This window comes from Terrabacter aerolatus (assembly GCF_007991735.1).
In the GTDB taxonomy this organism is placed as follows: Bacteria; Actinomycetota; Actinomycetes; order Actinomycetales; family Dermatophilaceae; genus Terrabacter; species Terrabacter aerolatus.
Genome location: NZ_BJYX01000001.1, coordinates 387,275 through 412,668, shown reverse-complemented (window position 1 = coordinate 412,668; position 25,394 = coordinate 387,275). Strand labels below are relative to the sequence as shown.

Annotated in this window: 24 protein-coding genes; 8 read left to right on the top strand and 16 right to left on the bottom strand. The window is 74.1% G+C overall.

Annotation, left to right across the window (positions count from 1 at the left end):
- From TAE01_RS02000 to TAE01_RS01990, 3 genes are all read right to left on the bottom strand, one after another.
- Positions 1–525 (bottom strand): hypothetical protein, encoded by a 525-nt coding sequence (locus TAE01_RS02000; protein WP_147062808.1) that lies wholly within the window; start codon positions 523–525, stop codon positions 1–3.
- 100 nt (positions 526–625) lie between these two features.
- The gene (locus TAE01_RS01995; protein ID WP_147062806.1) at positions 626–6,163 is read right to left on the bottom strand and encodes an ATP-binding protein; all 5,538 of its coding nucleotides are present in this window, start codon (positions 6,161–6,163) and stop codon (positions 626–628) included.
- Between the two features lie 102 nt (positions 6,164–6,265).
- On the bottom strand, positions 6,266–7,168 hold the full coding sequence (locus tag TAE01_RS01990; RefSeq protein WP_147062804.1) for an aminoglycoside phosphotransferase family protein: 903 nt from the start codon (positions 7,166–7,168) through the stop codon (positions 6,266–6,268).
- 79 nt (positions 7,169–7,247) lie between these two features.
- Here TAE01_RS01990 and TAE01_RS01985 point away from each other — a divergent pair, with 79 nt between their 5' ends.
- On the top strand, positions 7,248–7,856 hold the full coding sequence (locus tag TAE01_RS01985) for a thymidine kinase (protein ID WP_147062802.1): 609 nt from the start codon (positions 7,248–7,250) through the stop codon (positions 7,854–7,856).
- Positions 7,857–7,909: 53 nt separating this feature from the next.
- On the opposite strand, the gene TAE01_RS01980 is transcribed toward TAE01_RS01985, so the two are convergent.
- From TAE01_RS01980 to TAE01_RS01950, 7 genes are all read right to left on the bottom strand, one after another.
- Complete coding sequence (locus tag TAE01_RS01980) at positions 7,910–8,587, bottom strand: uridine kinase family protein (RefSeq protein WP_147062800.1); 678 nt, start codon at positions 8,585–8,587, stop codon at positions 7,910–7,912.
- A 25-nt stretch (positions 8,588–8,612) separates the two neighbouring features.
- The gene (locus TAE01_RS01975) at positions 8,613–9,815 is read right to left on the bottom strand and encodes a VWA domain-containing protein (protein ID WP_147062798.1); all 1,203 of its coding nucleotides are present in this window, start codon (positions 9,813–9,815) and stop codon (positions 8,613–8,615) included.
- Positions 9,812–12,037, bottom strand: a complete 2,226-nt coding sequence (locus tag TAE01_RS01970; RefSeq protein WP_147062797.1) for a DUF5682 family protein — start codon at positions 12,035–12,037, stop codon at positions 9,812–9,814. Before TAE01_RS01970 ends, TAE01_RS01975 begins: the two co-directional genes overlap by 4 nt.
- A 1-nt stretch (position 12,038) precedes the next feature.
- A complete protein-coding gene (locus TAE01_RS01965) occupies positions 12,039–13,136 on the bottom strand; it encodes an ATP-binding protein (protein ID WP_147062795.1) in 1,098 nt (365 codons plus the stop codon).
- On the bottom strand, positions 13,133–14,653 hold the full coding sequence (locus TAE01_RS01960; RefSeq protein ID WP_147062793.1) for a DUF5691 domain-containing protein: 1,521 nt from the start codon (positions 14,651–14,653) through the stop codon (positions 13,133–13,135). The genes TAE01_RS01965 and TAE01_RS01960 overlap by 4 nt, the downstream gene beginning before the upstream one ends.
- Complete coding sequence (locus tag TAE01_RS01955; RefSeq protein ID WP_246111076.1) at positions 14,650–15,957, bottom strand: SWIM zinc finger family protein; 1,308 nt, start codon at positions 15,955–15,957, stop codon at positions 14,650–14,652. Before TAE01_RS01955 ends, TAE01_RS01960 begins: the two co-directional genes overlap by 4 nt.
- Before the next feature lie 62 nt (positions 15,958–16,019).
- Entirely contained in the window at positions 16,020–16,454 is a 435-nt protein-coding gene (locus tag TAE01_RS01950; RefSeq protein WP_246111075.1) for a MarR family winged helix-turn-helix transcriptional regulator, read from the bottom strand.
- Between the two features lie 76 nt (positions 16,455–16,530).
- On the opposite strand from TAE01_RS01950, the gene TAE01_RS01945 reads away from it, so the two are divergent.
- Both TAE01_RS01945 and TAE01_RS01940 read left to right on the top strand, forming a co-directional pair.
- The gene (locus TAE01_RS01945; protein WP_147062791.1) at positions 16,531–17,157 is read left to right on the top strand and encodes a maleylpyruvate isomerase family mycothiol-dependent enzyme; all 627 of its coding nucleotides are present in this window, start codon (positions 16,531–16,533) and stop codon (positions 17,155–17,157) included.
- Positions 17,154–17,564, top strand: coding sequence for a PPOX class F420-dependent oxidoreductase (locus TAE01_RS01940; protein WP_147062789.1), 411 nt, complete (start codon positions 17,154–17,156; stop codon positions 17,562–17,564). The genes TAE01_RS01945 and TAE01_RS01940 overlap by 4 nt, the downstream gene beginning before the upstream one ends.
- A 7-nt stretch (positions 17,565–17,571) precedes the next feature.
- On the opposite strand, the gene TAE01_RS01935 is transcribed toward TAE01_RS01940, so the two are convergent.
- Positions 17,572–17,814 carry a helix-turn-helix domain-containing protein gene (locus tag TAE01_RS01935; protein WP_147062787.1) on the bottom strand — a complete coding sequence of 81 codons (243 nt, stop codon included), beginning with the start codon at positions 17,812–17,814 and terminating at the stop codon, positions 17,572–17,574.
- A 138-nt stretch (positions 17,815–17,952) separates the two neighbouring features.
- Between TAE01_RS01935 and TAE01_RS01930 the strand changes: the two genes are divergently transcribed.
- Complete coding sequence (locus TAE01_RS01930; RefSeq protein WP_147062784.1) at positions 17,953–18,645, top strand: SDR family NAD(P)-dependent oxidoreductase; 693 nt, start codon at positions 17,953–17,955, stop codon at positions 18,643–18,645.
- Positions 18,646–18,808: 163 nt separating this feature from the next.
- On the opposite strand, the gene TAE01_RS01925 is transcribed toward TAE01_RS01930, so the two are convergent.
- Positions 18,809–20,083: an MFS transporter gene (locus TAE01_RS01925; RefSeq protein WP_147062781.1), complete on the bottom strand. Its 1,275-nt coding sequence runs from the start codon at positions 20,081–20,083 to the stop codon at positions 18,809–18,811.
- Positions 20,084–20,154: 71 nt separating this feature from the next.
- On the opposite strand from TAE01_RS01925, the gene TAE01_RS01920 reads away from it, so the two are divergent.
- On the top strand, positions 20,155–21,087 hold the full coding sequence (locus tag TAE01_RS01920) for a LysR family transcriptional regulator (RefSeq protein ID WP_147062779.1): 933 nt from the start codon (positions 20,155–20,157) through the stop codon (positions 21,085–21,087).
- Here TAE01_RS01920 and TAE01_RS01915 read toward each other — a convergent pair.
- The gene (locus TAE01_RS01915; protein WP_147062777.1) at positions 21,068–21,316 is read right to left on the bottom strand and encodes a hypothetical protein; all 249 of its coding nucleotides are present in this window, start codon (positions 21,314–21,316) and stop codon (positions 21,068–21,070) included. The two genes, TAE01_RS01920 and TAE01_RS01915, sit on opposite strands and share 20 nt — an antisense overlap.
- 90 nt (positions 21,317–21,406) lie before the next feature.
- A complete protein-coding gene (locus tag TAE01_RS01910; RefSeq protein ID WP_186814999.1) occupies positions 21,407–22,075 on the bottom strand; it encodes a cobalamin B12-binding domain-containing protein in 669 nt (222 codons plus the stop codon).
- A gap of 158 nt (positions 22,076–22,233) precedes the next feature.
- Between TAE01_RS01910 and TAE01_RS01905 the strand changes: the two genes are divergently transcribed.
- Complete coding sequence (locus TAE01_RS01905) at positions 22,234–23,193, top strand: DUF3800 domain-containing protein (RefSeq protein WP_147062773.1); 960 nt, start codon at positions 22,234–22,236, stop codon at positions 23,191–23,193.
- 40 nt (positions 23,194–23,233) lie between these two features.
- On the opposite strand, the gene TAE01_RS01900 is transcribed toward TAE01_RS01905, so the two are convergent.
- Together TAE01_RS01900 and TAE01_RS01895 are read right to left on the bottom strand one after the other, a co-directional pair.
- Positions 23,234–23,785, bottom strand: a complete 552-nt coding sequence (locus TAE01_RS01900) for a hypothetical protein (protein ID WP_147062771.1) — start codon at positions 23,783–23,785, stop codon at positions 23,234–23,236.
- Entirely contained in the window at positions 23,776–24,327 is a 552-nt protein-coding gene (locus tag TAE01_RS01895) for an RNA polymerase sigma factor (RefSeq protein ID WP_147062769.1), read from the bottom strand. The genes TAE01_RS01900 and TAE01_RS01895 overlap by 10 nt, the downstream gene beginning before the upstream one ends.
- Positions 24,328–24,537: 210 nt before the next feature.
- Between TAE01_RS01895 and TAE01_RS01890 the strand changes: the two genes are divergently transcribed.
- Positions 24,538–24,984 carry an Asp23/Gls24 family envelope stress response protein gene (locus tag TAE01_RS01890; protein ID WP_147062767.1) on the top strand — a complete coding sequence of 149 codons (447 nt, stop codon included), beginning with the start codon at positions 24,538–24,540 and terminating at the stop codon, positions 24,982–24,984.
- A 5-nt stretch (positions 24,985–24,989) separates the two neighbouring features.
- A complete protein-coding gene (locus TAE01_RS01885) occupies positions 24,990–25,349 on the top strand; it encodes a cation diffusion facilitator family transporter (protein WP_246111074.1) in 360 nt (119 codons plus the stop codon).
- Positions 25,350–25,394 lie beyond the last annotated feature (45 nt).

The window sequence follows — 25,394 nt, the reverse complement described above, 5'->3', positions numbered from 1 at the left end:
TCAGCGCAGCAGGGCGGCGATGCCGACGGCGGCGAAGACACCGACGGTGAGGACGATCGCGACGATGCCGACGATGAGTCCGCCCTTCTGCTCGCCGTTCATCGCCTCCTTCCAGCCCAGCTCGTCGGCGGCGCGCCGGACGATGCCCCGGCCCTCGCCGGCGCGGAACGTGTAGTCGACGACCTTGCCGACCTCCCCGGTGCGGGCGTCGACCCCGAGCTCGACCCGGCGCTGGTAGCCGTAGACCCGTCCGCGCCTGATCGAGCGGGCGGCCGTGAGCGACGCGCCGCCGGCGCCGTAGCTCACCGTGTGCTCGACGTCGGTGATGCCGTAGCGGCCGGGCCCCTTGACGTGGACCTCGTGCGTGAAGACCTTCGTCAGGCCGTGCGCCGCCGTGAGGTCGACCCACCGTGCGTCGGCGACGTCGATCGTGAGGTCGAAGCCGTACGGCCGCTCGACGACGGCGTAGGGCGTGCCCCGCGCCCCGTCACGGACGCGGTCCATCAGCTCGTGTGCATCCTGCATGAGTTCCCCTGTGGTGTGTCGTGGTCGGTCCCGGCTGGGTGGTCGGGCGTATGCCGTGAGCCGGCCACACGGCATACGCCCTCTTCGTCGTCGGCGGAGGTCAGCCCTGCAGGCCGGCCTCGATGGCGGCGATGATGCGCGGTCGCATGTCGTGCGCCTCGATGACGGCGTCGACCGAACCGACCGACACGGCGCGGTGGATGCTGTGCACCGCGTCGAACTCCGAGGCGACCTGGCCGAGCTTCTCGGCGCGCACCGAGGTGCGCAGCTCCGCGAGCTCGGTCGCGAGGCGGGCGCGCTCGACCCCGGAGGCCGAGGCGAGGCGACCCTCGAGCTCGGCGACGCGGGAGTCGGCCGCCGTGCGGGCGTCGACGTCGCGCGAGAAGACGACGGCGGCCGCCGGGGCGCCACCGAGCACCGACGCGAAGGAACCCTCGACCGCCAGCACCGTCATGCGCGGGTTGAGCGTCTTGGAGAAGACGACGAACGCGCCACCGTGGTAGCGGGAGACGACGGTGAAGACGATCGGGCCGTCGAAGTTGACGATGGCCCGGCCGATCTCGGCGCCGTACTCGAGCTGGAGGCTGCGCATCGACTCGGGCGACCCGTCGAAGCCCGACAGGTTGGCGAGCACGACGACGGGACGGTTGCCGCTGGCCGCGTTGATGGCGCGCGCCACCTTCTTGCTCGACCGCGGGAACAGCGTGCCGGCCGTGTAGGTGTCGGGACCGTCGGTGGGCGGGAAGCCGCGGCGCGGCACCGACTTGCTCTCGATGCCGATGAGGCACACGGGGACGCCCCCGAGGTGGGCGTCCTGCACGACGGCCGTCTCGGCGTCGGCCATGCCGGCCCATCGCTCGAGCGGCTCGTGGTCCTGGTCGCTGACGGCCCGCATGACGGTGCGGATGTCGAACGGCTTCTTGCGGTCGGGGTTGGTGAGCGAGCTGAAGATCTCGCCGACCGTCGCGAAGTCCGAGCCGGGCGCGTCGTGCGGGTAGAGCGTCACGTCGCGGTGCGACGGGTCGCTCGTCGTGACGCGGCGGGGGCCGGACTCGCCCGGGCTGACGTAGGCGTGCTCGTAGTGCGCCATGAGGATGTCGCGCGCGCCGGCGAGGTCCTTGGCCCAGTACTGCGCCTGCCCGTTGGGGCCCATGACGCGGTCGTAGCCGCCGATGCCGAAGTTGTCCTCGGCCGAGACACCGCCGGAGAAGTCGAGGCTCTGCTTGCCGGTGAGGACCATGGCGCTGTCGGGCGTCATGACGAGGATGCCCTTGGTGTGCATGAGCATCGTCGCCTCGGCGTTCCAGTAGGGCTGGGCGCCGACGTTGATGCCGGCGACGACGATGTTGATCTCGCCGCCCGCCTGGGTGAACTCGATGATGCGCTTGAGGGCGCGGGCGACCCAGTCCATGTTCTCGGTGCCGGAGTCCATCGAGATGCGCGCCCCGGCCGAGAGGGAGTACCACTCGAGCGGCACCTTCATCTGCTCCGCGAGGTCGATCGCCGCGATGACCCGGGCGCACTCGGCCTCGGCGACCGACCCGAGCGAGCGCAGCGGGTCGCCCGACAGCACGACGCGCGTGACCCCCTCGGGGTGGCGCACCGTCGGCGAGCTGACGACGGCGACGATGATGCCGGCCTTGTTGAGGCCCTGGGGCCGGTCGACCGGCACGAGCGCGCCGGTGTCGTCGAGGTCGTGCTCGACGACGGAGCCGCCGTCTCCGGCGATCATCGACTGGAGCTCGTAGGGGTAGACGAGGCCGCGGCGGCGGGCTCGGACCACCTTGGAGGCGTAGTCGTCGAGCGGCTTGAGCGGCTCGGTGGGAGGCGCCCCGAGCGACGCGGTGACGCCGGAACCGGGCTGGTAGAAGAACCGGCCGGCGATCGGCAGAGGCGCCTCGCCGGGAGCGCCCGCGACCTTGGCCTGCACGAGGACCTCCTCTATGCCGGCACCTGCGGTCACGGGGGCGATCTTGCTCTGGAGCGCGGTCAGCTGGCTGAGGTCGGCCTCGATGGTCGGCCAGATCTGCACCCACACGTGGTTCATGTCGAGCCGGGAACCCTTGGCACCACGGCTCGCCCGGAGCCGGCGGATCGCCTCGAGACAGTTGGCGATGGCCCGCTCGACGTGCGGCAGGCCCGACACCTGTCCGGCCTCGTCGCGCACGACGACGACCTGGCGCACCTGCGCCAGGGCGACGAGACGTCGGTCCTCGGGGTTGTCCTTGGCCACGCACTCGTAGAGCAGCACGTCCTCGGGAGCCGCGAGGCGGGTCACGTCGAACGCCGTGAGGCGCCACAGGTTGAGCCGGCGCCCCACCATGGGGTGCACGCCGCGGACGAGGCGGTCCTCGACGAGCGTGCCCTCGACCGGGCGGAAGGTGAAGTAGTCGACCGGGCGCCCCTGGCCGGCGCTGACGGCGACCGCCACGCGGCGGACGTCCTGCGCGAAGGGCAGCTGCTGCAGCAGCGTCGCGAGCTCGTCGCTCGCGGCGTCGGGGGACTCCGGCTCCTGCGGCCAGCGCAGGTAGAGGTCGACGACGGAGTGCAGGCCCGTCGCGCGCGACCACACGTCGTTGGACACGGCCGCGTCGAGCGGGCCGCCCGGGACGAGCTCGTCGACGCCGCCGATCGTCGACGTCAGGTGCGTCGGACGGTCGTCGAGCGTGTAGTCGGCGACGGCGAAGGGCCGGCCACCCTCGGAGAACGTGCGCAGGCCGTGGAGCTCGTGCTCGCGGTAGTGCCGCTTGATGAGCACCTCGAGCATCGGCTCGTGCTCGGGCAGGCGCTCCGGCGCCTCCTCGTGCAGTCGCTCGGTGAGGAACCGGACGATCTGCTCGGGGATGGCGGCCAGCTCGTCGATGCGGGCCGTGTGGTCGGGGGCGTCGGGCTCGGCCGCGAGCGACGCCAGCTCGTCGCGGACCCCGGCGAGGACGCTCTGGCGCTCCTCGTCGACGAGCGGCTGGTCGAACCAGCGGAACCGGACGCTGCGGGCGAGGTCGCCGATGACGGGGAAGCGCAGCTGGGTCGCGACGACGAGCCGGTCGAGCGCTTCGCGGGCGGCGGCGTCGAGCGGCGCTGCCGGGATGGGCTCGGCGAGCCAGCGCTGCAGGATCGAGGTCGCGACCTGCACCTCGGGGGCCGAGCGCTGCTGGGCCAGGAAGATGCGGAAGACCGCCTCCTCGAGGTCGGGCGTGCGCTCGAACTCGGTGACGCCGTAGTGGCGCAGCACGCGGGCGAGCTTGTCGCGGAAGTCCGCCGACAGTCCGGAGCGCTCGACGTCGAGGCTCTGGAGGTAGGAGTGGAAGTGCTCGCGCGGGCTGTGCACGAGCAGCTCGGTGTGGCGCTCCTCGGCGGCCGGGCGGTTGCGGCTCAGCTCGGCGAAGTCGGTGAGCAGCTCGAGGACGGCGATCTCCTCGCCGAGCGGGATCGTGCCGCTCGCGGCCAGCTCGTCGCGGGCCGTGAGGTAGCCCTCGAGCATCCGGCGGTCACCGCTCGGGTCGCCGTCGAAGCCGAGGACGCTCGCGGACAGGTCCTCGATGCCGCGGTCGACGCGCTCGCGCACGCTGGCGTGGCCGGCGCTCGAGTCGGGCAGGTCGAGGTCGACCGTCTCGGTGGCCGCCGCCTCGGCGACCTCCTCCTCGTCGCCGGTCGGCTCGAGCCGCACGAGCGGTGCGCCGGTCTCGACCTGGCTGCCGACGCTGACGAGCAGCTCGCGCACGCGCGCCGCGAAGGGGGCCGGGAGCACCGTCTCCATCTTCATCGACTCGAGGACGAGCACCGGTGCGCCGGCCGCGACCTCGTCGCCGACGGCGGCCGGGGTCGCGACGACGAGCGCGGGGGCGGGGGAGCGCACGACGCCGCCCTCGTCACGCGAGACGCGGTGGGTCACGCCGTCGACCTCGACGAGGTGGACGGGGCCGTGGGTGGCGGTGACGAGGCGGTGCGCGCGGCCCTCGACGACGATGCGGCCGGCATACTCGTCGATGCGGTCGAGCGTGGCGTCGACGACGTGCTCGTCGCCGCCGTTCGTGATGGAGACGCGGTAGCGGTGCGACGCGGTGCGCAGCACCATGACCTTGTATGCCGTGCCGCGCAGCTTGAGGTCGATGGCGCGGCCGACCGTGTGCTGGACCTGGGGACGACCGCCCCGGGCCGACTCGAGCAGGCGGGCCCGCTCGATGGCCTCGGCATCCTCGTAGGCCTCGATGCCGGCGGCGACGAGCGCGACGCCGGAGTGACGGTGCGACACGAGCCGGCCCTCGGCGCGGACGCGGTCGATCCAGCCGGTGTCGGCCGAGCCGTCGATGATCTCGGGCTGGTCGAGCAGGTCGAGGATGAAGCTCTTGTTCGTCGAGCCGCCGTCGATGACGACGGTCGTCTCGGCCATGGCGCGGCGGAGGCGGGCGAGCGCCTCGTCGCGGTCGCGGCCGTACGCGATGATCTTGGCGATCATCGAGTCGAAGTCGGCGGGGATCGAGTCGCCTTCTCCCACCCCGGTGTCGACGCGGATGCCGGGCCCGGCGGGGAACTGGAGCAGGCTGATGTGGCCGGGGCTCGGCGCGAAGTCGCGGTCGGGGTCCTCCGCGTTGAGGCGCGCCTCGACGGCGTGGCCGCGCTGGGTCGGGCGGCCGCCGGGAAGATCGTCGAGACGTCCGCCGTTCGCGACGTGGATCTGGAGCTTGACGAGGTCGGTGTCGGTGACGACCTCGGTGATCGGGTGCTCGACCTGCAGGCGCGTGTTGACCTCGAGGAACGCGAAGAACCTCTCACCCGGGTGGTAGAGGAACTCGACGGTGCCGGCACCGGCGTAGCCGACGGCGACGGCGAGCCGCTCGGCGCTCGTGCGGACCTCGTCCTCCTGCTCGCGGCTCAGCACCGGTGAGGCGGACTCCTCGATGACCTTCTGGTTGCGTCGCTGGACCGAGCAGTCGCGCACACCGACGGCCCACGCCGAGCCCTGGCCGTCGGCGATGACCTGCACCTCGATGTGGCGGGCCCCGGTGACGAGCTTCTCGAGGAAGACGACGCCGGAGCCGAACGCGCGCTCGGCCTCGTCGCGGGTGCGCTCGTAGGCGTCGGTGAGGTCGGCGTCGGAGTCGACGCGGCGGATGCCGCGGCCACCGCCGCCGGCGGTCGCCTTGAGCATGAGGGGGTAGCCGATGCGCGCTGCTGCGGCCTTGGCGTCCTCGAGGGTGTCGACGCCGCCACGGCTCCACGGCGCGACGGGCACGCCGACCTCCTCGGCGATGAGCTTGCTGCCGATCTTGTCGCCGAGCTTGACCATCGCCTCCGCGCTCGGGCCGATGAAGGTGACACCGATGCGGTCGCACAGCTCGGCGAAGGCCGGATGCTCGGCGACGAAGCCCCAGCCCACCCACGCGGCGTCGGCGCCCGTCTCGAGGAGGGCGCGCTCGAGGACGGCGTAGTCGAGGTAGGGGCGGGCCGAGGCCGGCCCGAGGTCGTAGGCGTGGTCGCTCTCGCGCACGAACATCGCTCGTCGCTCGCCCTCGGTGTGCAGCGCGATCGTCTCGATGCGGTGCCCGTCGCGTCCTGCTGCGGCGTTGAGGTCCCGCACCGCGTGGATGAGCCGCATGGCGGCCTCGCCGCGGTTCACGATGGCGATGCGCGAGATCATGCGTGCTCCTTCAGACGGGGGTGGTGTCGCACCCTGCAGCCTTCCACGCCATCGCGGTGACCGGCGAGTAGACAGGCACGCAGACAGGCGCGGAGTCGCCGCTCAGGTCAGCTCGGCGACGACGGCGCGGACCATCCGGCGCCCGTGCTCGGCCATCCGCGGGAACGTGTGCCGGTAGTAGTCGATCCCGGTCAGGGACGGCGCCAGGGCCCACCCGCACGCGCGCAGCCACGTCGCGTCGTCGGGGCAGACGGCCTCGCGGTAGACCTGCCGGGCCTCGCCGGTGAAGGTCCAGAGCGCGGCGGCGACGTCCGGAGCGGGGTCTCCGACGCCGAGGGCGCCCCAGTCGATGACGGCGGCGAGACGACCGCCGTCGACGACGAGGTTGCCGGGCTGGAGGTCGCCGTGGAGCCACACCGGGTCACCGTCCCAGTCGGCGGCGCGGACGCACCGCTCCCAGGCGTGCTCGGCGGCGTCGAGGTCGAGACCGTCGTCGTGGGCGCGCAGGCGCTCGAGACCTGCCCGAGCGGCGTCGTCGACGTGCACGAGCGGGGTCCCGCGCGAGCCCGGCGGCTTGGTGGGACCTCGCGCGGTGTCGATCTCTCGCAGCTGCAGGGCGAAGGCGGCGAGGTCTCGGGCGAGCCGCACGTCGTCGACCCCGAGCCGCGGCGGCGTCGAGCCCTCGACCCACGGCACGACGGACCACGCCCACGGGTAGCCGTGCGAGGGGCGGCCGAGGTGGACCGGGACGGGCACCCCCGCGGGCAGGTGCGGCGCCAGACGCGGCAGCCAGCGGGCGTCCGACTCGGCCTGGCCCTGGGCCCACTCGATCTTCGGCATGCGGACGACGAGCGCGTCGCCGAGGCGGAAGAGCACGTTGTCGGTGCCCTCGAGGTCGTCGGGCAGCGTGGTGACCGGCAGGTGCGCCCACTGCGGGCACTGCTCGGCGACGAGCCGTCCGACGAGCTCGGGTGTGGCGCGGACCTCGTCCTCGTGCATCGGCATCCCGGCCACGCTAGGGGGCGACGCGGTCCGGGGCGAGGGGTTTTCGGACTGACACCGGTGGCCGATAGCGTTCTCGCCCGTGACCACGATCGACGACGTCAGGCAGGCCGTCCGCACCGCGTCAGGGGTGTCGCTCGACGTCGTCCTCGGCCCGATGAAGTCGGGCAAGAGCCTGGCCCTCATCTCGACGCTGTCCCCGCTGCAGTTCACCCGGGTGCGCCACCGCGTCTATCAGTCCGAGCGGCACGTGCGCGACACCGGCGTCACCTCCCGCAGCGGCGGTGAGCTCGCGACGACGAAGGTCGCGTCCCTGAGCGCGGCGCTCGACGAGCAGCTCGACGTCGTGGGTGTCGACGAGGTGCACATGTTCGACCTCGCCGACGTGGCCGTCGTCGCCGAGCTGCTGCGTCGGGGCACGCGCGTCGTCGTGGCGGGCATCGACCTCGACCACCGCGGCGAGCTCTTCGCGCCCGTGCGGGCGCTGCTCGAGCTCGGCCCCGACACGGTCAGCTACCGACGCGCCGTGTGCGACCAGTGCCGCGACTTCAGCGCCACCCACACCCAGGTGCTCCGGTCGGGGGAGCCGTTCCTCGACCATCTCGGCGGGTCGGAGGCCCTGCCCGACGACGGCACCTTCACCTACGAGGCGCGCTGCCGCTCCTGCTTCGTCCGGCCCGCGAGGACCTGACGCGCTATCGCCCGGGTGGGACCGCTGACACACCTTTTGCACCTTTTGCGGACTCAGGGAACGGACGAGCGACCTACCGCACCCGTCGTCGTCCAACCGGTCGTCTCCCGAGACGTCCTTCCGGTCGCCCATCCCGCCCCGCTCAACCGGACCACGAGGTCGGCGCGCTCCCACGGGCGGTCGGCGGCGAGGAACGGCTCCTCGGCCGACATCCACTCGTCCCAGAAGCGCTCCGCCTCCTCGGGCGTGCGCCCGAGCTCCACGTCGCGGCGCAGTCCGCGCTCGCGTGCCTCGTCACGGTCGGCCTGCACCCAGGCGACCGCGTCGGCCTGGGCGGCCAGCGACGCGCGACCGGCACCGACCCCCTCGAGGACGAGCAGGCCGGCGTCCGCGGATGCCGTCACCGAGCCGTCGCGGCCCGTGGCGACCCAGCCCGGCGGGCGGTAGCCGACGTCCTCACCGCGCCGCCACGGCTCGATGACGTGCGCCAGCGCGAGGTCGTCCCACGCGGTCGCGTCGTGCTGCCACGCGAGGTCGTCGGTGTGCACGACGGCACCTCCGACGAGGGCGGCCGCATGCTCGGCGAAGGTCGTCTTGCCGCCGCCGGAGCGTCCGTCGACGAGCAGCACACCCCGACCTGCAGGCAGGAGTCCTGCCAGCAGCGTCGCGAGCTCGTCGTCGCCGACGGGGTGCCACGGGCCGGCCTCGGGCTCCTCGGGGTGCAGTCGCATGCGGTGAGTATGCCGTCCGGCCGGCTCAGGGTGACGGCTCCGGCTCGTGGGTGGTGACGATGTCGTTGGAGGCGGCCCAGGCGGTGATGTCGCGCTTCTCGATGGCCGTGGCCATGAGGTCGGGGAAGCGGTCGGGGGTGCACGCGAACGCCGGGACCCCGACAGCAGCCAGGGCGGCGGCGTGGTCGGCGTCGAAGCTCGGCCGGCCCGAGTCGCTGAGCGCGAGCAGGGCGACCATGGTGGCCCCGGACGCGACGACCGACGACGCGCGGCGCACCATCTCCTCGGCGATGCCGCCCTCGTACAGGTCGCTGATGAGCACGAGGATCGTCTCGCCCGGCTGCTCGATGAGGCTCTCGCAGTAGGCGAGGGCCTGGTTGATGTCGGTGCCTCCGCCGAGCTGGACGCCGAAGAGCACGTCGACGGGGTCGTCGAGCTCGTCCGTGAGGTCGACGACGGCGGTGTCGAAGACGACGAGCCGCGTCTCGACCGACCGCAGCGAGGCGAGGACGGCGCCGAAGACGCTCGAGTAGACGACGGACTCGGCCATCGACCCGGACTGGTCGATGCAGAGGATGATCCGTCGCTCGACCCGGTGCGCCCGGCGCGCGTGCCCGACGAGCCGCTCGGGCACCACGCTGCCGTGCTCGGGCTGGTAGTGCCTGAGGTTGGCGGCGATGGTGCGGTTCCAGTCGATGTCGGAGGCCCGGGGCCGGCGCGTGCGCGCGGCGCGGTTGAGCGCCCCCGTCACGGCTTGGACGGTCTCGGCCCGCAACCGCTCCTCGAGCTCGTCGGTGACGACGCGGACGACGGCGCGGGCGGTGGCGCGGGACCGCTCCGGGATGACGCGGTTCAGGCCGACGAGCGTCGCGACGAGGTTGACGTCCGGCTGGACCGCCTCCATCAGCTCGGGCTCGAGGAGCAGCTGGGTCAGGCCGAGACGGTCCATCGCGTCGTGCTGCATGACCTGCACGACCGACGACGGGAAGTAGCCGCGGATGTCGCCGAGCCAGCGGGCGACCCGCGGGGCGGAGGCGCCGAGGCCGCTGCGGCGCTCGCCGTCGTAGAGCTCATGCAGGGCCTCGTCGCGCTTGAGGTCGTCGGCGTCGAGGACCGCCGACTCGCCGATCCCGTCGGACTGCTCGCCGCCGAGGACGAGCCGCCACCGGGTCAGCCGGTCGCGCCTCCGCTCCTGCTCGGCGCTGCCGTGTGCCGTCTCGTCCGTCATGACGCCACCTCCAGTCCCAGCAGGCGGGCCACCGCGGCGATCGCGGGGGCGGCGCGCTCGAGGTCGAGCGAGTCCGTCGTGGGGGTCGGCGAACGCGTGCCGCTCGCGAGCTGGCGCAGGTGCGTCCCGATGAGCCGCCGCTCCGCCGACTGGTAGCGCGAGAAGGTCCTGCGCACGAGGGGCAGGAGGTCCTCGAAGCCCTCCTCGGTCGCGCCGACGAGCCACTCGTCGATGATCGAGAGCAGGTCGTCGCCGTGGATGAGCAGCAGCGCCTCGCCGGCGAGGAAGCCGTCGAGCCACGCCGCCGCGGCGGGTGCCGGTGTGCCGGGGGAGAGGCGGCGACCCAGGCGAGCGGCCGCCTCCGCGTGGGTGAGGTGTCCGCCGTCGAGCAGGAGCCGGTTGACCCGACCGGAGACGGCGCCGTGGATGGCCTCGTCGCGTCCGACGCCGACGAGCGCCTCGGCCCACGGCTCGCGCAGGTCGTCGCGATCGACGAGGGCGATGCCCCGGTGGGCCGCCTCGACGGCCGCGCGCATGGCGGTCGCGCCGTCGTCGTCGAGGCTCGAGCAGGCCGCTCGGAGCCCGACCGCCGAGCGCACGACGACCGTCTGGAGCACGTGGGCGACGTCCGCGACGTCGACACCGCGCACGTCGCCGTAGCGGCACGTGCGGGCGAGCGGCTCGACCGTCTCGAGCAGGGCCCGGGTGTCGTGCTGTCGTGCCGTGCGCTCGGCGAGGGCGGCGACGACGGCCCGCAGCCCCTCGGGCAGGTCGGCCAGGAGACACTCCTCGATGAGTCGTCCGAGCACCCCGAGGTCGGCCGCGTCGCGCGCCTGCTCGGTGATGCGCGCCTCGGCCGCGCTGCGCACGGTCGTGCCGTAGAGGCTCGCCTCGATGACGGCCACGGCCAGCTCGGGCGTCCACTCGAGTGCCCACGCCTCCTTGAAGGTGCCCGTCGTGCGGCCGGCCTCCACCGGCGTGCCCCACGGCACGTCGAGCACCGACAGGCGGTGCAGCAGGACCGACCGGGCGAGCTGGGACTCGCGGCGCAGGTCGAGCTGCACGACGGTCGAGGTGGCCGACGCCTTGAGCCGCAACGACTTCTGCTGCCTCGTCAGGTCACCGGCGAGCGGCACCATCGGCGTCGACTCGGGGACCCGGCCCAGCTCCTCGCCGATGACGAGGGTGCGGTCGACGAGGCGAAGCGGGAGGTCGGCCCCGTCGGTGAGCACGGCGCGCGCGGCGTCGGTGAGCTCGGCCAGCCCGACCGACGGGCGCCCGCGCACCGCCGCCAGGGCGCCGGCGAGGCGGGTCGCCTCGACGACGGACGCCGTCGAGGCGTCGAGGTTCTCGCCGCGCAGGGCGCGGGCCACCCGCACGAACCACGACGGCACGACCTCGTCGTCGGGGGTGACGAAGAGGTGGTGGTACCACCCCGGCGAGCGCACCCCGGCGCCGTAGCCACTGGCATACGACAGCCTCTCGGAGCTCCAGGGAGCCCACGTCGCGGCGACCTTGATCTTCGGCAGCCGGCTCGTCAGCGCGTTGTCGCGGCTGGCCGGCGAGAACGACTCCGGGTCGAGCACCGGCGCGTGGAAGGCGCCGCAGACCACGGCGACGCGCTCGCGGCCGTTGCGCATCTCGGCGCGGATCACCTTGCGCATGAAGGCCTCCCGCAGGCCGTCGTCGTCGACCTCGAGGTCGCCGCGCACTCCTCGCATGGCTTCCCGCAGGTGGGCGAAGTGCGTGAGCGACGACGTGCGCCGGTGCTCGACGGCGTCCTCCCACCAGCGCTCCGGGTCGTCGTAGCCCGCAGCCGAGGCCAGGGCGCAGATGGGGTCTATGCGCCGGACCTGACGTCGCGGGCCGGCCTCGGGGTCGCCCTCCGGGGTCTCCGCCGCGTCGGCGAGGTGGTGGGTGGCGGGCAGGTCGGCGAAGCGCGCGTCGACGCCGTGCCCGAGGGCCCAGCGCAGGGCCACCCACTCGGGCGAGAAGACGGCGAACGGGTAGAAGGCCGCCCGCCTCGGCTCGTCGACGGCATAGACGAGCCCGGCCACCGGGGGCACGAGGTCGGGGTCGGCGGCGAGCGGGATCAGGGCGTCGAGCTCCGGCGGGCCCTCTATGACGACGACGTCGGGCTGCAGCTCGTCGAGGGCGCGCGCGACGGACCGCGCCGACCCCGGACCGTGGTGCCGGACGCCCAGCACCTCCACCCGGGTCATCTCAGCCCAGCTCGCGGCAGGCGCGGTAGAGGTCGGTCCACTCGGTGCGGTCCTTGACGACGGTCTCGAGGTACTCCTGCCAGACGATCCGGTCCTGGACGGGGTCCTTGACGACCGCGCCGACGAGGCCGGCTGCGACGTCGTCGGCCCGCACGACGCCGTCGCCGAAGTGGGCGGCCAGCGACAGGCCGTTGGCCATGACCGAGATCGCCTCGGCCGTCGAGAGGGTGGCCGACGGCGACTTGACCGTGGTGCGCTGGTCGGCGGTGACGCCCGACCTGAGCTCGCGGAAGATCGTGACGACCCGCTCGATCTCGGCGAGCGACTCGAGCCCGGGCGGCAGCTCGAGCGAGCGGCCGAGGGAGTCGACACGGGTGCGGACGATCTCGACCTCCTGGGCGAGGGTGTCGGGCAGCGGCAGCACGAGGGTGTTGAAGCGGCGCCTGAGCGCCGACGACAGGTCGTTGACGCCCTTGTCGCGGTTGTTGGCGGTCGCGATGACGTTGAAGCCCTGCTGCGCCTGCACCTCGGAGTCGAGCTCGGGGATCGGCAGGTGCTTCTCGGACAGGATCGTGATGAGGGCGTCCTGCACGTCGGCGGGGATGCGGGTCAGCTCCTCGATGCGCACGAGCGAGCCCGCCTCCATGGCGCGCATGACGGGGCTCGGCACGAGGGCTGCGCGGGTGGGCCCCTCGGCGAGCAGCCGGGCGTAGTTCCAGCCGTAGCGCAGCGACTCCTCCGGCGTGCCGGCCGTCCCCTGGACGACGAGCGTCGACGAACCGCTGACTGCGGCCGCGAGGTGTTCGCTGACCCACGTCTTGGCCGTGCCCGGCACGCCGAGCAGCAGGAGCGCGCGGTCGGTGGCGAGCGAGGCCACCGCGACCTCCATGAGGCGGCGCGACCCGAGGTACTTGGGCGTGATCTCGGTGCCGTCGTCGAGCGTGCCGCCGAGGAGGTAGGTCGTGACGGCCCAGGGCGACAGCCTCCACCTCGGTGGGCGTGGACGGTCGTCGGCGGCGGCGAGAGCCGTGAGCTCGTCGGCGTACGCGTCTTCGGCGTGGGCCCGCAGGACCGTGGTGGCAGAGGGGGATTCGCTCATCTGAAGGCCTCGGTGATCGATCGCTTGACGGAGTGGAACTGGACCAGGTTGCGCAGGTTGGTCGTGAGGGTCTGGTCGCCGCCGCCGTGCTCGATCCACCGCTCGACGGGGTCGAGCGCGGCGGGGTGGAGGCCGACGAGCAGGTCGGGCATCGTCGCGAGCACCATCGCCGAGCCCACTCTGGACGCGCGGAGGCGGGACACGAGCGCCACGCTGAAGTCCGCGGACCACGGTGGGTCGACCGCGCCGACGACGGCGCCGATCTCGTGCACGCGGTCGGTCGTGGCGTCGATGCGCGTCAGCACGACCCGCTCACGGCGTTCGCGGGGCAGCGCGGCGACGAGCGTCGCGTCCCAGCCCCGCTCGAGCAGTGCGGCCGCCCACTCGGGGTCGCGGCGCGCCCGCACGGCCCTGCGGATGCCGGCCAGCGCGTCCGTCGCCTGCGCGTCGGCCAGGCGCTTGACCGTGGCGGACGGGTCGGCGCCGGTCAGCTCGGCCCAGACCTCGAGCGGCGCGCCCGCACAGATCTGTTCGAGCAACCACCCGCGGGCCGAGCGGCGCGGCGGGGGCGTGCCGAGTCCGTCGCGCACCCCGGCCGGGTCGGGCTCGTCGGGCAGGAGCACCTCGAGGCCGCGGCCGAGCATGCCGGTGCGGCGCACGAGGGGTCGGAGCCGGTCGGCCAGACGTGCGGCACGGGACGAGCCAGGCAGGGCGTCGAGCAGCTCGGTCGAGATCTCGCGGACGGTGCCGGCGCGGTCGTCGAGGGCGCTCTCGAGGAGGGCCTCGTCGTCGGGGCCCAGGCCGATGCGCAGCGCCTCGAGGTGCGCGCGGCGGTCCCGCGCCGAGTCGGTGGTCCACGTGGAGCGCACGAGTCCCCGGGCCGCCTCGGGGTCGTGGGCGCGCACGCCGGCCAGCACGACGACGCGGTCGGCGGAGGGGAGCCGCGCCCACTCGTCCGCGTCAGGGGCGGTGCCCTCGGTGCGCGAGGCCGTGCGCGCGCCGACGCCCGCGGCGGCATCGGTCGCCCACGACCACTCGTGGCGCAGGCCCGCGAGCCACCGCCCGCGCTCGTCGAGCACCGCCGCCGTGGGCCTGCGCAGCTCGCGCGATCCCGTGGCGAGCGCGAGCAGGGTCGGCAGCAGCACGTGGGGGACGCGACAGCCGGCGTCGTCGGCCGCGAGCAGCCAGTGGACGAGCAGGCCGCCGCGCTGTGCGGCTCCGGCGGGCGGCTGCGTCATGACGAGCTCGAGCAGCTGCACGGCCCGCCGCGGAGCCTCCGGCCGGCGGTCGTCGGGTGCCGCCGCTGGAGGCTCGGAGCGCTCCAGTCGACGGCCGGCGCGCAGGGCCGCCCCGCCGAGGGCCGCGGAGTCGAGAAGCGCCTCCTCGCGCCGTGCCTCGACCGCACGCGGGCGCACGCCCGCGGCGCCGAGGTCGGGCAGCGGTGGCACGGGTCGGCGGGCGGTGCCCACGAGGGCGACGTTGCCCACGTCGCGCCACCACGTGTCGAGGTCGCTCACAGGCCCACGACCTCGTCGTCGACCACGGCGGTGAGCGGCCGCAACCGTGCGTCCTCGAGCTCGCCGAAGACGCGTGCCGGACGCCCCCCGGTCAGGGCGAGCAGCGACCAGACGTCGGCGTCATCGGTGAGCGCCATGCTCGCGCCGTCGGCGTCGACGACCCGGTCGACGCCGACGCGGACGTCCGCCAGGACCACGGGCACCCTTCGCGCCCAGGGGTTGTGTCCCCATGCCTGCGCTGCCGCGGCGCGAGCGTCCTCGAGGGAGGCACCGGACGGCATACGCTCGCTGTCGCCTGCCACCGCGGGCTCGTCGACGAAGAGGGCGCGGCGCACGGCGGCGCCCGGGTAGCGCGCGAGGGTCGCGTCGAGGCTCGAGCCGACGACGCGCGCGACCGGCAGCACCTGGCCACCGGCGGCGAAGTCGAGCACCTGCACGGTCTCGCCGGTCGCGCTCCCGCGCAGCCACGTGCGCTGCTGCTGGAGGCGCCCGTCGTCGCTGCGGTGGGCGCCGAGGACGAGCCAGCGGTCGGTCACGGCGTCACCACGGCGCACCGACTCGGTGCTCGTCGACCAGCCGAGGTAGGCGCGCAGGTCGCCGAGCTGTGCGGGCTCGAGCGCGTCACGCGCCGCCCACGCGCGGGTCGCCGTCCACCAGCGGCCGATCGCGACGAGGAGCCGCTCGGGCCAGTCGGGGCGGCCGCTCACCGCCCCGCCGACCGACCGCACGTCGTCGGCGAGGCCGGGCAGCTGGGCGTCGACGAGTCGCGCTGCCGTGCCGTCCCACCACGCGTAGGACTGCTGCCGCGCGGACGCCGTGCCGCCGCGGGCGAGGTCGGTGAGCCATCGGGCGAAGTCGTCCATGCCGCCGTCCATGAGGGCGAGCCGCTCCTCGAGGCGCCTGGCCGCCGCCGCGGGATCGGGGGTCCGTGCCGGGCGGGCCGCGTCGCCGGCCGCCCTGGCCTCGGCACGGGCCGAGCGCTCGGCCGCCCACTCCTGCGCGAATCCGGCCGCCTCGTCGGTGTCGGCCACCGAGCCCGACCCGTCGACCCAGAGCAGGAGCAGCGCGAGGCCGTGCTTGCACGGGAACTTGCGGCTCGGGCACGTGCAGCGGAACGCCGGACCGACGAGGTCGATGCTCACCTGGTAGGGCGTCTTGCCCGAGCCCTGGCACTTGCCCCACAGCAGCGTCTCGGTGGATCCGGTGTCGGACCACGGCCCCGGCCGCGCCAGCTTGCGGGCAGCCGTGAGCGACGAGGCGTCGGGGGCCAGTCCGGCCACCTGCTGGGCAGTCCATCGCGTCATGACTCGCACATCATGACCGACACCTCCCACAACCGCGGGCGGACGGGCGTATGCCGCGTCGCTCAGTCCTCGACGTAGGGGTCCGTCAGGGGGCGGAGGGCGAGGAGCGCCTCGAGGAGGGCGCGCGACCGACGCTCACCCAGGTGCTCGCGCCACTCGTCCTCGACGGCGTCCTGCACCTGGCGGGCGAGGGCGATGACCTCGTGCCCCTTCGGTGTGAAGCGGATGAGTCGGGCGCGGGCGTCGCGGGGGTCGGCGACGCGTTCGACGTAACCGTCGCGCTCGAGCTGGTCGACGAGGTAGCCGGCGGTCGGTTTGGTGACCTGTGCGGACTCGGCGAGCCGTGTCAGCCGTGAGCCGTCGTCGTCGATGCGCTGTGCCATCCGGGCCTGGGCCAGGGTCAGGGGGTGGCCGGCCGCGTGCACGGCCGCGAGGACGCGCTGCTCGAGGTGGCGGTAGGGGATCAAGAGCAGGACGCCGAGGCTGGGATCTGTCACGCGAAACCCCCTTGCGACGTCCGTGGTGAGGGTGGGAATGTAGTAAGAACTTCTTACCATATTCGGGGAGACTCCCATGGACGAGACGTTGTGGTCCGCGCTCGAGCACGAGCGCCTGAGCCTGGCCGACATGCTCGACGAGCTGACGCCCGAGCAGTGGGGGGCGCCCTCGCTCTGTGACCGCTGGCGCGTGCGTGACGTCGCGGCACACGTGGCGATGACACCGACCGCGCCGTCCCTGCCCACCCTCGTCAACCGGCTCGTCCGGGCCCGGGGCGACCTCTGGGCGGCCGGCGCGCAGATCGCCGTCGACCACGCCCGCCGGCCCACCGCGCAGATCGTGGAGGAGCTTCGGCGTGACGCCGCCGCCCGCACCATGCCTCTCGTCACGAGCGCCGACAACCTCCTCATGGACGCGCTCGTCCACGGCCAGGACATCGCGGTCCCGCTCGGCCTGCCCCGCCCCATGCCGCGGGCCGCAGCCCTGGCGGCCTTCGCCCGGGTGTGGGGGATGGGTTGGCCCTTCCACGCGAAGCGGCGCCTCGCGGGGGTGCGCCTCGTCGCCACCGACGCCGATCTCGACGTCGGGCAGGGGCCGGTGCTCGAGGGCGAGCTGCGGATCCTGCTGCTGCTCGTCACCGGCCGCACGTCGGCTGCGGTGCCGCACCTCAGCGGCGCCGGGCTGGCGCGGGTGCCGCGATGACTCCCGCCGAGGAGGTCGCCCGGGCCCGCTTCGTGCTGCTCGCCACCTTCCGCGCCTCGGGCGAGGCGGTCTCCACGCCGGTGTGGATCGTCCGCGACGACGACCGGCTCGCGATCCTCACGGACCTCGACTCCGGGAAGGTGCGACGGCTCGCGCGCGACTCCACCGTCACGCTGGTGCCGTGCACCCCGGGTGGAGAGCCGACGGTGGCGACCCCGCCCGTGCGCGGACGTGCGCTGGTCGTGACCGACCCGGACGTCGTCCGGCACGTGTGGTCGCTGGTCCGGCGCAAGTACGTCGTCGAGCACGCCGTCATCCGCGTGCTCGGACGGTTCCGGCCGTCCTGGCGTCGCTGGACCGGGCCGCAGGCGGTGCTGCGGCTGGAGCTGGACGACGTGGACGCGTAGGTGCGCGTCAGTCGTCAGCGTGGGCGAGGCGCACGCGGTCGTCGTCGCCCTCGCGTGCCAAGCGCTCCAGGTGTGCGACGACGCAGCTGCGATCGAACCGGCGGTGGCCGCCCGGGGTGCAGGTGAAGGGCAGCAGCCCGACCCTGGCCCAGCGGGTGATGGTGCCGGGCGAGACCCGGAAGATCCGGGCCACCTCGTGCGGGGCCATCAGGTCGTCGTGCTGCCGCGTGGACGGATGCGTCTGTGTCATGGTGCTCTCCCCCGAGAATCCGCGCCCCCTTGACGCTGCTGCTCCAGTCTTACCCAACTCGACCCCCTGTGGGCCTCGGAGGACCCCACGGATTTTGCGAACCTTCCGACGCCGGCCGGACCGGGTGATGATGACCTCGTGACCGACCTCGCTGCAGCCCACGTCCTCGTCCTCGGCGCGACCGGTGGTCTGGGGTCGGCGATCGCTAGACGGCTCGTGGCGTCGGGCGCCCGGGTCGCCCTCTCGGGCAGGGACGAGGCCCGGTTGCAGGCTCTCGCCGACGAGCTCGGCGCCGCGGTCGTCACGACGGCGGTCGCCGACCTGACGATGCCGGGCGGACCGGCCTCCGTGGTCGCGGCAGCCAGTGCGGCAGCGCCGCTGACCGGGGTCGTCAACGCCGCGGGGGTCGTCGCCTTCGGCGCGGTGGAGGACCTCGACGACGACACCCTCGACGAGGTGCTGCTCCTCGACCTCGTCGCGCCGATCCGCCTGGCCCGGGCCGCTCTCGGCGTCATCCCGGAGGGCGGCTTCCTCGCGCAGGTCAGCGCCGTGGTCGCCGAGAAGGCGATGCCCGGGATGGCGGCCTACAGCGCCGCCAAAGCCGGCCTGACGGCCTTCGACGTGGCGCTCGCGACGGAGCTGCGCCGGCGCCGCATCCGCGTCCTCGACGTGCGCCCGCCGCACACCGAGACGGGCCTCGCCTCGCGGCCCGTCGCCGGAGAGGCGCCGCGCCTGCCCCGGGGACTCGATCCCGAGGCCGTGGCCGACCGGGTCGTGCGCGCGCTCGCCGACGACGAGCGCGACCTGCCTTCGACAGCGTTCACGAGCTGACGTCGGGCGTCCTGAGCGCATGGGCGGGGCTGGCGGGCTGGCGTCGTACGAGCAGTGCAGGGCGCGAACTCACCGCTGCGCACGGTCTCGGCATCTGCGTCCCGCGCACCTCGATCTCGCCCCGCTGGGACCTGTCACGACCCGCAGGCCCTGGATGTCCGCCCTACGTGGTCCCCCCACCGGACCGTCGCTCATGCGGGACAGCATGCACCGCGTCGGCGGTCGTCGGAGGCGTAACGCCGGCACGAGCGGGGGACCGTCCGGGCAGGACGACGACGGCGATGCCGGCGGCCAGCGCGGCCAGTGCCACGACCGCCCCGACGACGGCCCCCCAGCCGGGGCCGGACCAGGCGTAGCCGAGCAGCCAGCCGACGAGCGCGGACCCGCTGTAGTAGAGGACGTTGTAGAGCGCCGTCGCCTGCGCGCGGCCGGTCGTCGCGCGAGCCCCGACCCAGGCGGAGGCGGTCGCGTGGGCGGCGAAGAAGCCGGCCGTGAGCACGAGCAGCCCGACGACGACGACGGCCAGCGAGGACGACAGCGTGAGCAGCGCGCCCAGGGCCATGGTCAGGGTCCCGCCGACGAGCACGCGGCGCCTCCCGAGAAGCGGCACCCACCGACCGGTCAGGCGCGAGCTGACGGTGCCCGCGGCATACGCGGCGAAGATGAGCGACCCGACGGTCGCCGGGAGGCCGAACTCCGCCCCCTCCAGCCGGAAGGCGAGGTAGTTGTAGACCCCGACGAAGCCGCCCATGAGCAGGGCACCCTGCGCGTAGAGCGCGAGCAGGGCCGGGTCGCGCAGGCTCGTGCGGATGCCGTCGGTGACGGTGCGCACCGAGGCCCCGGTGGGCCGGTAGCCCCGCGGGCGCGGCATGAGGCGCAGGAACACGACGGAGGCGACCGCGCAGACGGCGGCCACGGTGAGCAGGGCGGGGCGCCAGCCGACGAGTCCGGCGAGCGGGCCGGCGATGAGTCGCCCGGCCGCGCCTCCGATCGTCGTCCCCGAGATGTAGGCGGCCGCCGCGGCGGCGGTGTGGCGCGCATGGACTTCGTCGTGGAGGTAGGTCACGGCGAGGGCGGGCAGGCCGCCGAGGGCCATGCCCTCGACGAGCCGGAGGGCGAGAAGGGCCTCGATGTCGGGGGCGAGGGCGACGAGGACCCCGAGCACCGTCGAGGCGACGATCGCGACCTGCATGGCGCGCAGCCGTCCCACCCGGTCGGCGACCCACGACCACGGCAGGACGGCGAGCGCGACGCCCAGGGTGGCGAGCGAGACCGACAGTGCGGCCTCGGCCGGGCTCACCTCGAGACCTCGCGCGAGGGTCGGCAGCAGGCCCTGCGGGGAGTAGAGCTGGGCGAAGGTGGCGACGCCGGCCGCCCCGAGACCCACGAGGATGCGGCGGTACTCGCGGCTCGCGGGGAGGTGTCCGGCCCAGGTCATGCGCTCGACGCTAGGCGGCGCAGATCCAGAGCACCAATGCATGTCAATCGAGTCACTCATACGATCGAGGCATGAGACCTGCCGAGTTCCGGGCCGTCGTGCGGCTGCTGCCCGTCTTCGTCGTCGTCGCCGAGGTCGGCCAGGTGACGACCGCCGCCGCCGTCCTCGGCATGCCGCAGCCCACGGTGAGTCGGGCCCTGGCCCGGCTCGGCGAGCTCCTGGGCACGCCGGTCGTCGAGCGGGACGGGCGCGGCATCGCCCTCACGGCGGCCGGCCGGGCGCTGCTGCCCTTCGCGCAGGAGGGTGTCGGCGCCCTCGAGCGCGGCGTCGACGTCGTGACGCGGTCGAGGGTCGTCGGCCACGGCACCGTCTCCCTGTCGTTCCAGACGCTGCTGGGAGAGACCGTCGTGCCGGCCCTCATCCGGCGCTTCCGCGACCGGTTCCCGGGGGTGCGGTTCGAGCTGGCGCAGGGCTCGCGGCAGAAGGCGCTCGACGACTTCGAGGCCGGCCGCTGCGCCGTGGCGCTCGTCGCGTCGCCGCCGTCACTGCCCGGTGCGTCGACGACCGTGCTCTACGACGAGCCCCTCGTCGTCGCCGTGCACCGCTCCCACCCCGTCGCCGGCGCGGGCTCGGTCTCGGTGGAGCGGCTTGCCGCCGTGGCGAGCGACGAGCTCATCGTGCTCAAGACCGGCTTCGGCCTGCGCGGCCGGGTCGAGGAGATCTACGCCGATGCCGGTGTGCCGTTGCGGGTCGGCTTCGAGGCCGAGGACGTCCACACCGCAAGGGGACTCGTCGGTGCCGGCCTCGGGGTGGCCATCCTCCCGGCCTTCACGCCCGAGGGCGACGTGGTGCCGGTCGGGCTCGACCATCCCCAGGCCCTGCGGACGATCGGTGCCCTCGTGCGCCACCCCGCGCACGACCCCACCGTCGCGGCGTTCGAGGAGTTCGTGACGCGCTCGGGTCGGTCGGTCGCGCTCGCCGCGCTCAGCCGGCCATCCCGATGACGAGGGCGATGAGGCCACCGACGAGCAGCGCGGCGCCGGCGATGCCCGCGATGACGAGGCCGAGGCGGGCGTCGCGACCCTTGTGCCCGGCGCCTCCCATGAGCCCCGTCCCGAGCGGCTCGACCGGCTCTGCGCCCTCGGCACTCCCCACCAGCTCCACCTGCTCCACCGGCTCCACCTGCTCGACGGGCTCGAGGGGATGCTGCTGTCCGGTCGGTCCTGCGGTCATGTGAGCTCCCTCGGTCGGTGCTGCGCGTCACGGTGCCTGGGCACGGCAAACGAGCCTATCGCCGTGGGGGTCACGGACGTCGCCCGCACCTCAGACGGCGGTGCTCTCGCTCGCGTCCGGCTCGGACCGGCCGAGGGCCTCGTGCAGGCCGCGGGCCGCCCACACCGGGTCGCCCTCGAGGAGGGTCGCGCCGCACAGGGTGGCCATCTCGTCGGTGGCTCCCCGAGCCGCGAGGTGCACGGTCGTCGACGCGGCGAGCCGGCGCAGCGCGGGGGCGTGGGCGGCGAAGGCGGTGGCCCGCTGCGCCGTGACGACGACGGCCACGGGCTGGAGGGACCGGCAGGCGTGGACGAGCTCGGCGGTCGGCGTGCTGGCGCCGAGGTAGGCGATGCGCCACCCGAGGCGCGAGAGCACGACGGCCGTGGCCATGAGCCCGAACTCGTGGCGCTCGCCCGGCATGCACGCGAGCACCGCGAGCGGGCCCTCCGTGCGCTCCGTGGCCCCCATGAGGAGCGAGAGCCGGGACCGCAGGACGTTGCTCGCGCAGTGCTCCTGGGCCACGCCGATCGACCCGGCGGACCAGCGCTCGCCGACGTCGTGGAGGTAGGGCAGCACGACCTGCGAGAGCGCGTCCTCGACGCCGAGCTCGTCGAAGACCTGGCTGAGGACCCGGTGGCCACCGGTCTCGTCGAAGGACTCGAGGGTCTGCTGGAGCGCGTCCCGCCAGTCGCTGGGCGTCGCGGGGTGCGGCGTGGTCATGGGCATGCTCCTCACGGCCGGGTGGGGACCGCGAGGGTCCCGGGTCGGAACTGACGCGTCGTACCCGTTCCCCGGGAGGAGGTCACGGCCGTGACCGAATCGTGCCCTCGGCGGCCGAACCGGGTTGGCGTCGCGGCGCCGCGCGCAGAGGATGAGGTATGCCGTCCGCCGCGCCCGCGCGCTCCGCCGTCCTCCTCGAGGTGGCGTGCGACGAGTCGGGCTCGGAGGGCGAGAAGCTCGTCCACGGGAGCACTGACACGTTCGCCCACGCGAGCGTCGACGTCACGACGGCCGCGGCGCTGGCGACGATCGAGCGGGTGCGCGTCGAGGCGCGCTCACCGGCGACCGAGGTCAAGGCCAGCGTCGTCCTGCGTCCGCAGAACCGGCGGCTGCTCGAGTGGCTCCTCGGTGAGGACGGGCCGCTCCTGGGCCATGCCCACGTGCACCTCACCGACAAGGCACTGCACCTCACCGGGCGTCTCGTCGCGCTGCTCGGGGACGGCGAGACGTCGGCCCACGACGTGGCCGGCCGCTCGGCGTCGGTGCACCGGACGGCGTCGCGACGCCTCGGTCGGGCCGGGTGGGAGGCGGTGCTCGCGGACTTCAACGACGTGGTGCGGGCCCGCTCCCTCGACGACGCCGTGACGGCCGCGGGATCGCTGCGCCGGGGGCTCGACCAGGTGGCGCACCTCGATCCGGGCCTGGTGCCGGACCTCGTGTCCGCGGTGCCCCGCGATCCGGAGGGGCTGCTCGCCCTCGTGGCGCGTGGCCGGGGCGCCCTGGACCCGATCGTTCCGGCACTCGCCGAGGTGCTCCACCACTGGGGTGCCACAGGTCGTCCGCTCTGGGTGGTCCACGACGTGCAGGCCGCCCTGACCGACGCCGCCATCCGCACCGCCGTGGGGGCCAGCGCCGACGGGTCCGCGGAGTGGCTCGAGGGGATCCGGTTCGTCGACTCGCAGGACGACGCTCGCGTGCAGCTGGCCGACTTCCTCGCCGGTGCGGCGCGCCGCATCGCCTCGAACGTCCTTGCCGGGCAGTCCGATCCGGGGCTCGTGGCGCTCGTCGCGCCCTACGTCAGTTCCCGCTCGACCTGGCTCGACGCCTGGCCCGGGTGACCCCGCGTGATCCCGGGCGCACCGGCGAGGCGGGTCGTCCTCAGCGGCGAGGGTCGTGCGGCGTGACGTCGACGATCTCCACGTCGACCACGGCCTCGCGCGACACGCCGTCGGGAGGCGGCCCCAGCACGTCGGAGAGGGTGTCGAGCGTGAGGCGCCGGGCCCGGTCGGCGGCGGCGTGGAGATCGACGTCGAAGGCGGCGACGAGGCCGACCCGCGCGCCCCGGCAGCGGACGGCGCCGGACGGCTCCTCCTCGACGACCAGGTCGACGGCGCTCGGCTGGCACTGTGGGACCGAGACGAGGGCGCGGCGCAGGGCGTCGACGACGACGAGGTCGCTGACACGGAGCCGGTCCCCGGTCGCGGATCCGTGGGTCGGCTCGGGCCAGGCGGCGTCGATCTCGATGCTGCGGCGGGCGGCGGAGCGGACCGCCCCGGTCACCCGCTGGGCGACGTCGAACCAGCCGGGGGCGGCCTCGGAGCGCATCGTCTCCGCCCCCTCCCGCAGGAGGCGCTCGGCCCGACGGAGCTCGTCCGGCGTCGGGGTCTCGGCAGCCTCACCGGTCTCGCGAGGTGTCCCGTTCACCGCCATCTCGCCATCCTCTCGGTCAGGTTGCGCCGCGCGCGGAAGATCGTGCCGCGAACCGCGTCGGGGCTCATCTCGAGCACCGACGCCACCTCGGCCTGGCTCAGTCCCTCGACCTCGATGAGGACCCAGCAGGCGCGCTGGTTGTAGGGCAGCTCGTCGAGGGCGGCCTCCAGAGCCTGGAGGAGCTCCCGCTCACGGGCGTGGTCGTCGGGCCCGGCGTCCCCCGACGCCACGGGTTCGAGCAGCTGGTCGTCGATGGGCACCGCGCGCCGCTTCCGGCTCGCGTCGGCGACCTTACGCGCCGCGATGGCGAAGAGCCACGTCTTGACGCTGGCGCGCCCGTCCCAGCGGTTCAGGCCGCGCCACGCGGCGACGAACGTCTCCTGCACGACGTCCTCCGCGTCCGCGGGCGTCGCGCAGGTGCGGAGCGCGTACCGGTGCAGCGCCGGACCGTGACGGTGGAGCAGCACCTCGAAGGCGAGCCGGTCCCCGAGGGCGGCGTCGCGGGCCAGGCTCGCGTCACTGCGGTCGACGACCTCGCTCACCTTCCGGCCCTCCCGTGGTGCCCCCGGCCCGGGCGCGTGTGCCAGGGCTCCTGCCCACAGGACGTACCCGGTTCGCCGAGAGGGCTTCGCCGGTGGCCGGGCCCGGTGCGCGTCGGTGTGACCCAGGTCACGTCGATCAGGGCGTGCGGTTTCGCGAGGTCGAAGCGACTACACCTCTGACAGACCGAACGACACGAAAGGCATCCAGCCATGGCTGACACGAACGCCACCAAGGTCCAGACCACCCAGACCGGCGACGCAGGCTCCTCGAACCAGCAGGGCCGCACGATCATCTCCGACACCGTCGTGTCCAAGATCGCGGGCATCGCCACCCGTGAGGTGTCCGGCGTGCACGACCTCGGCGGTGGCGCGGCGCGCGCCGTCGGTGCCCTCCGCGAGCGCATCCCCGGCGGCCGCGTCAACCAGAGCCAGGGCGTCGGCGTCGAGGTCGGCGAGACCCAGGCCGCCGTCGACATCGACATCGTCGCCGAGTACGGCGTCGCCATCGCCGACCTCGCGGCCGACATCCGCCGCAACGTCATCTCGTCCGTCGAGCGCATGACCGGTCTCGACGTCGTCGAGGTCAACGTCACCGTCCACGACGTCTACCTCGACGAGGGCGACGACGCACCCGCCGAGGCACCGCGGGTGCAGTGACCGACATGGATGGTGGACCTGCCGTCGACCCCACGGACCCCGGCCTGCAGCCCGAGTCGGTCGATTCGACCGACTCGACCGGGTCGACTGATTCGACCGGGTCGACCGAGCTCGTCGAGCGGCTGCAGGCGGCCGTGCTCGCCGTGCCCGGCGTGAGCGGGCTGCACGGCGGTCCGTACGGCGCGCTCGCCACCTACCTCCCCGGTCGTCGCGTCGTCGGCATCCGACGACGCGACGACCACACGGAGGTCCACGTCACCGTGGCGGCCGGGCGTCCCGTGCGGCAGGTCGCGGACGACGTCCGCCGGGTCGTGCGCGACATCGTCGACCAGCCCGTACGCGTCACCGTCGAGGACATCGCCTGAGAGCGCACGCCCACGTCGGTGCCCCGACCCGACATCCCTTCTGTT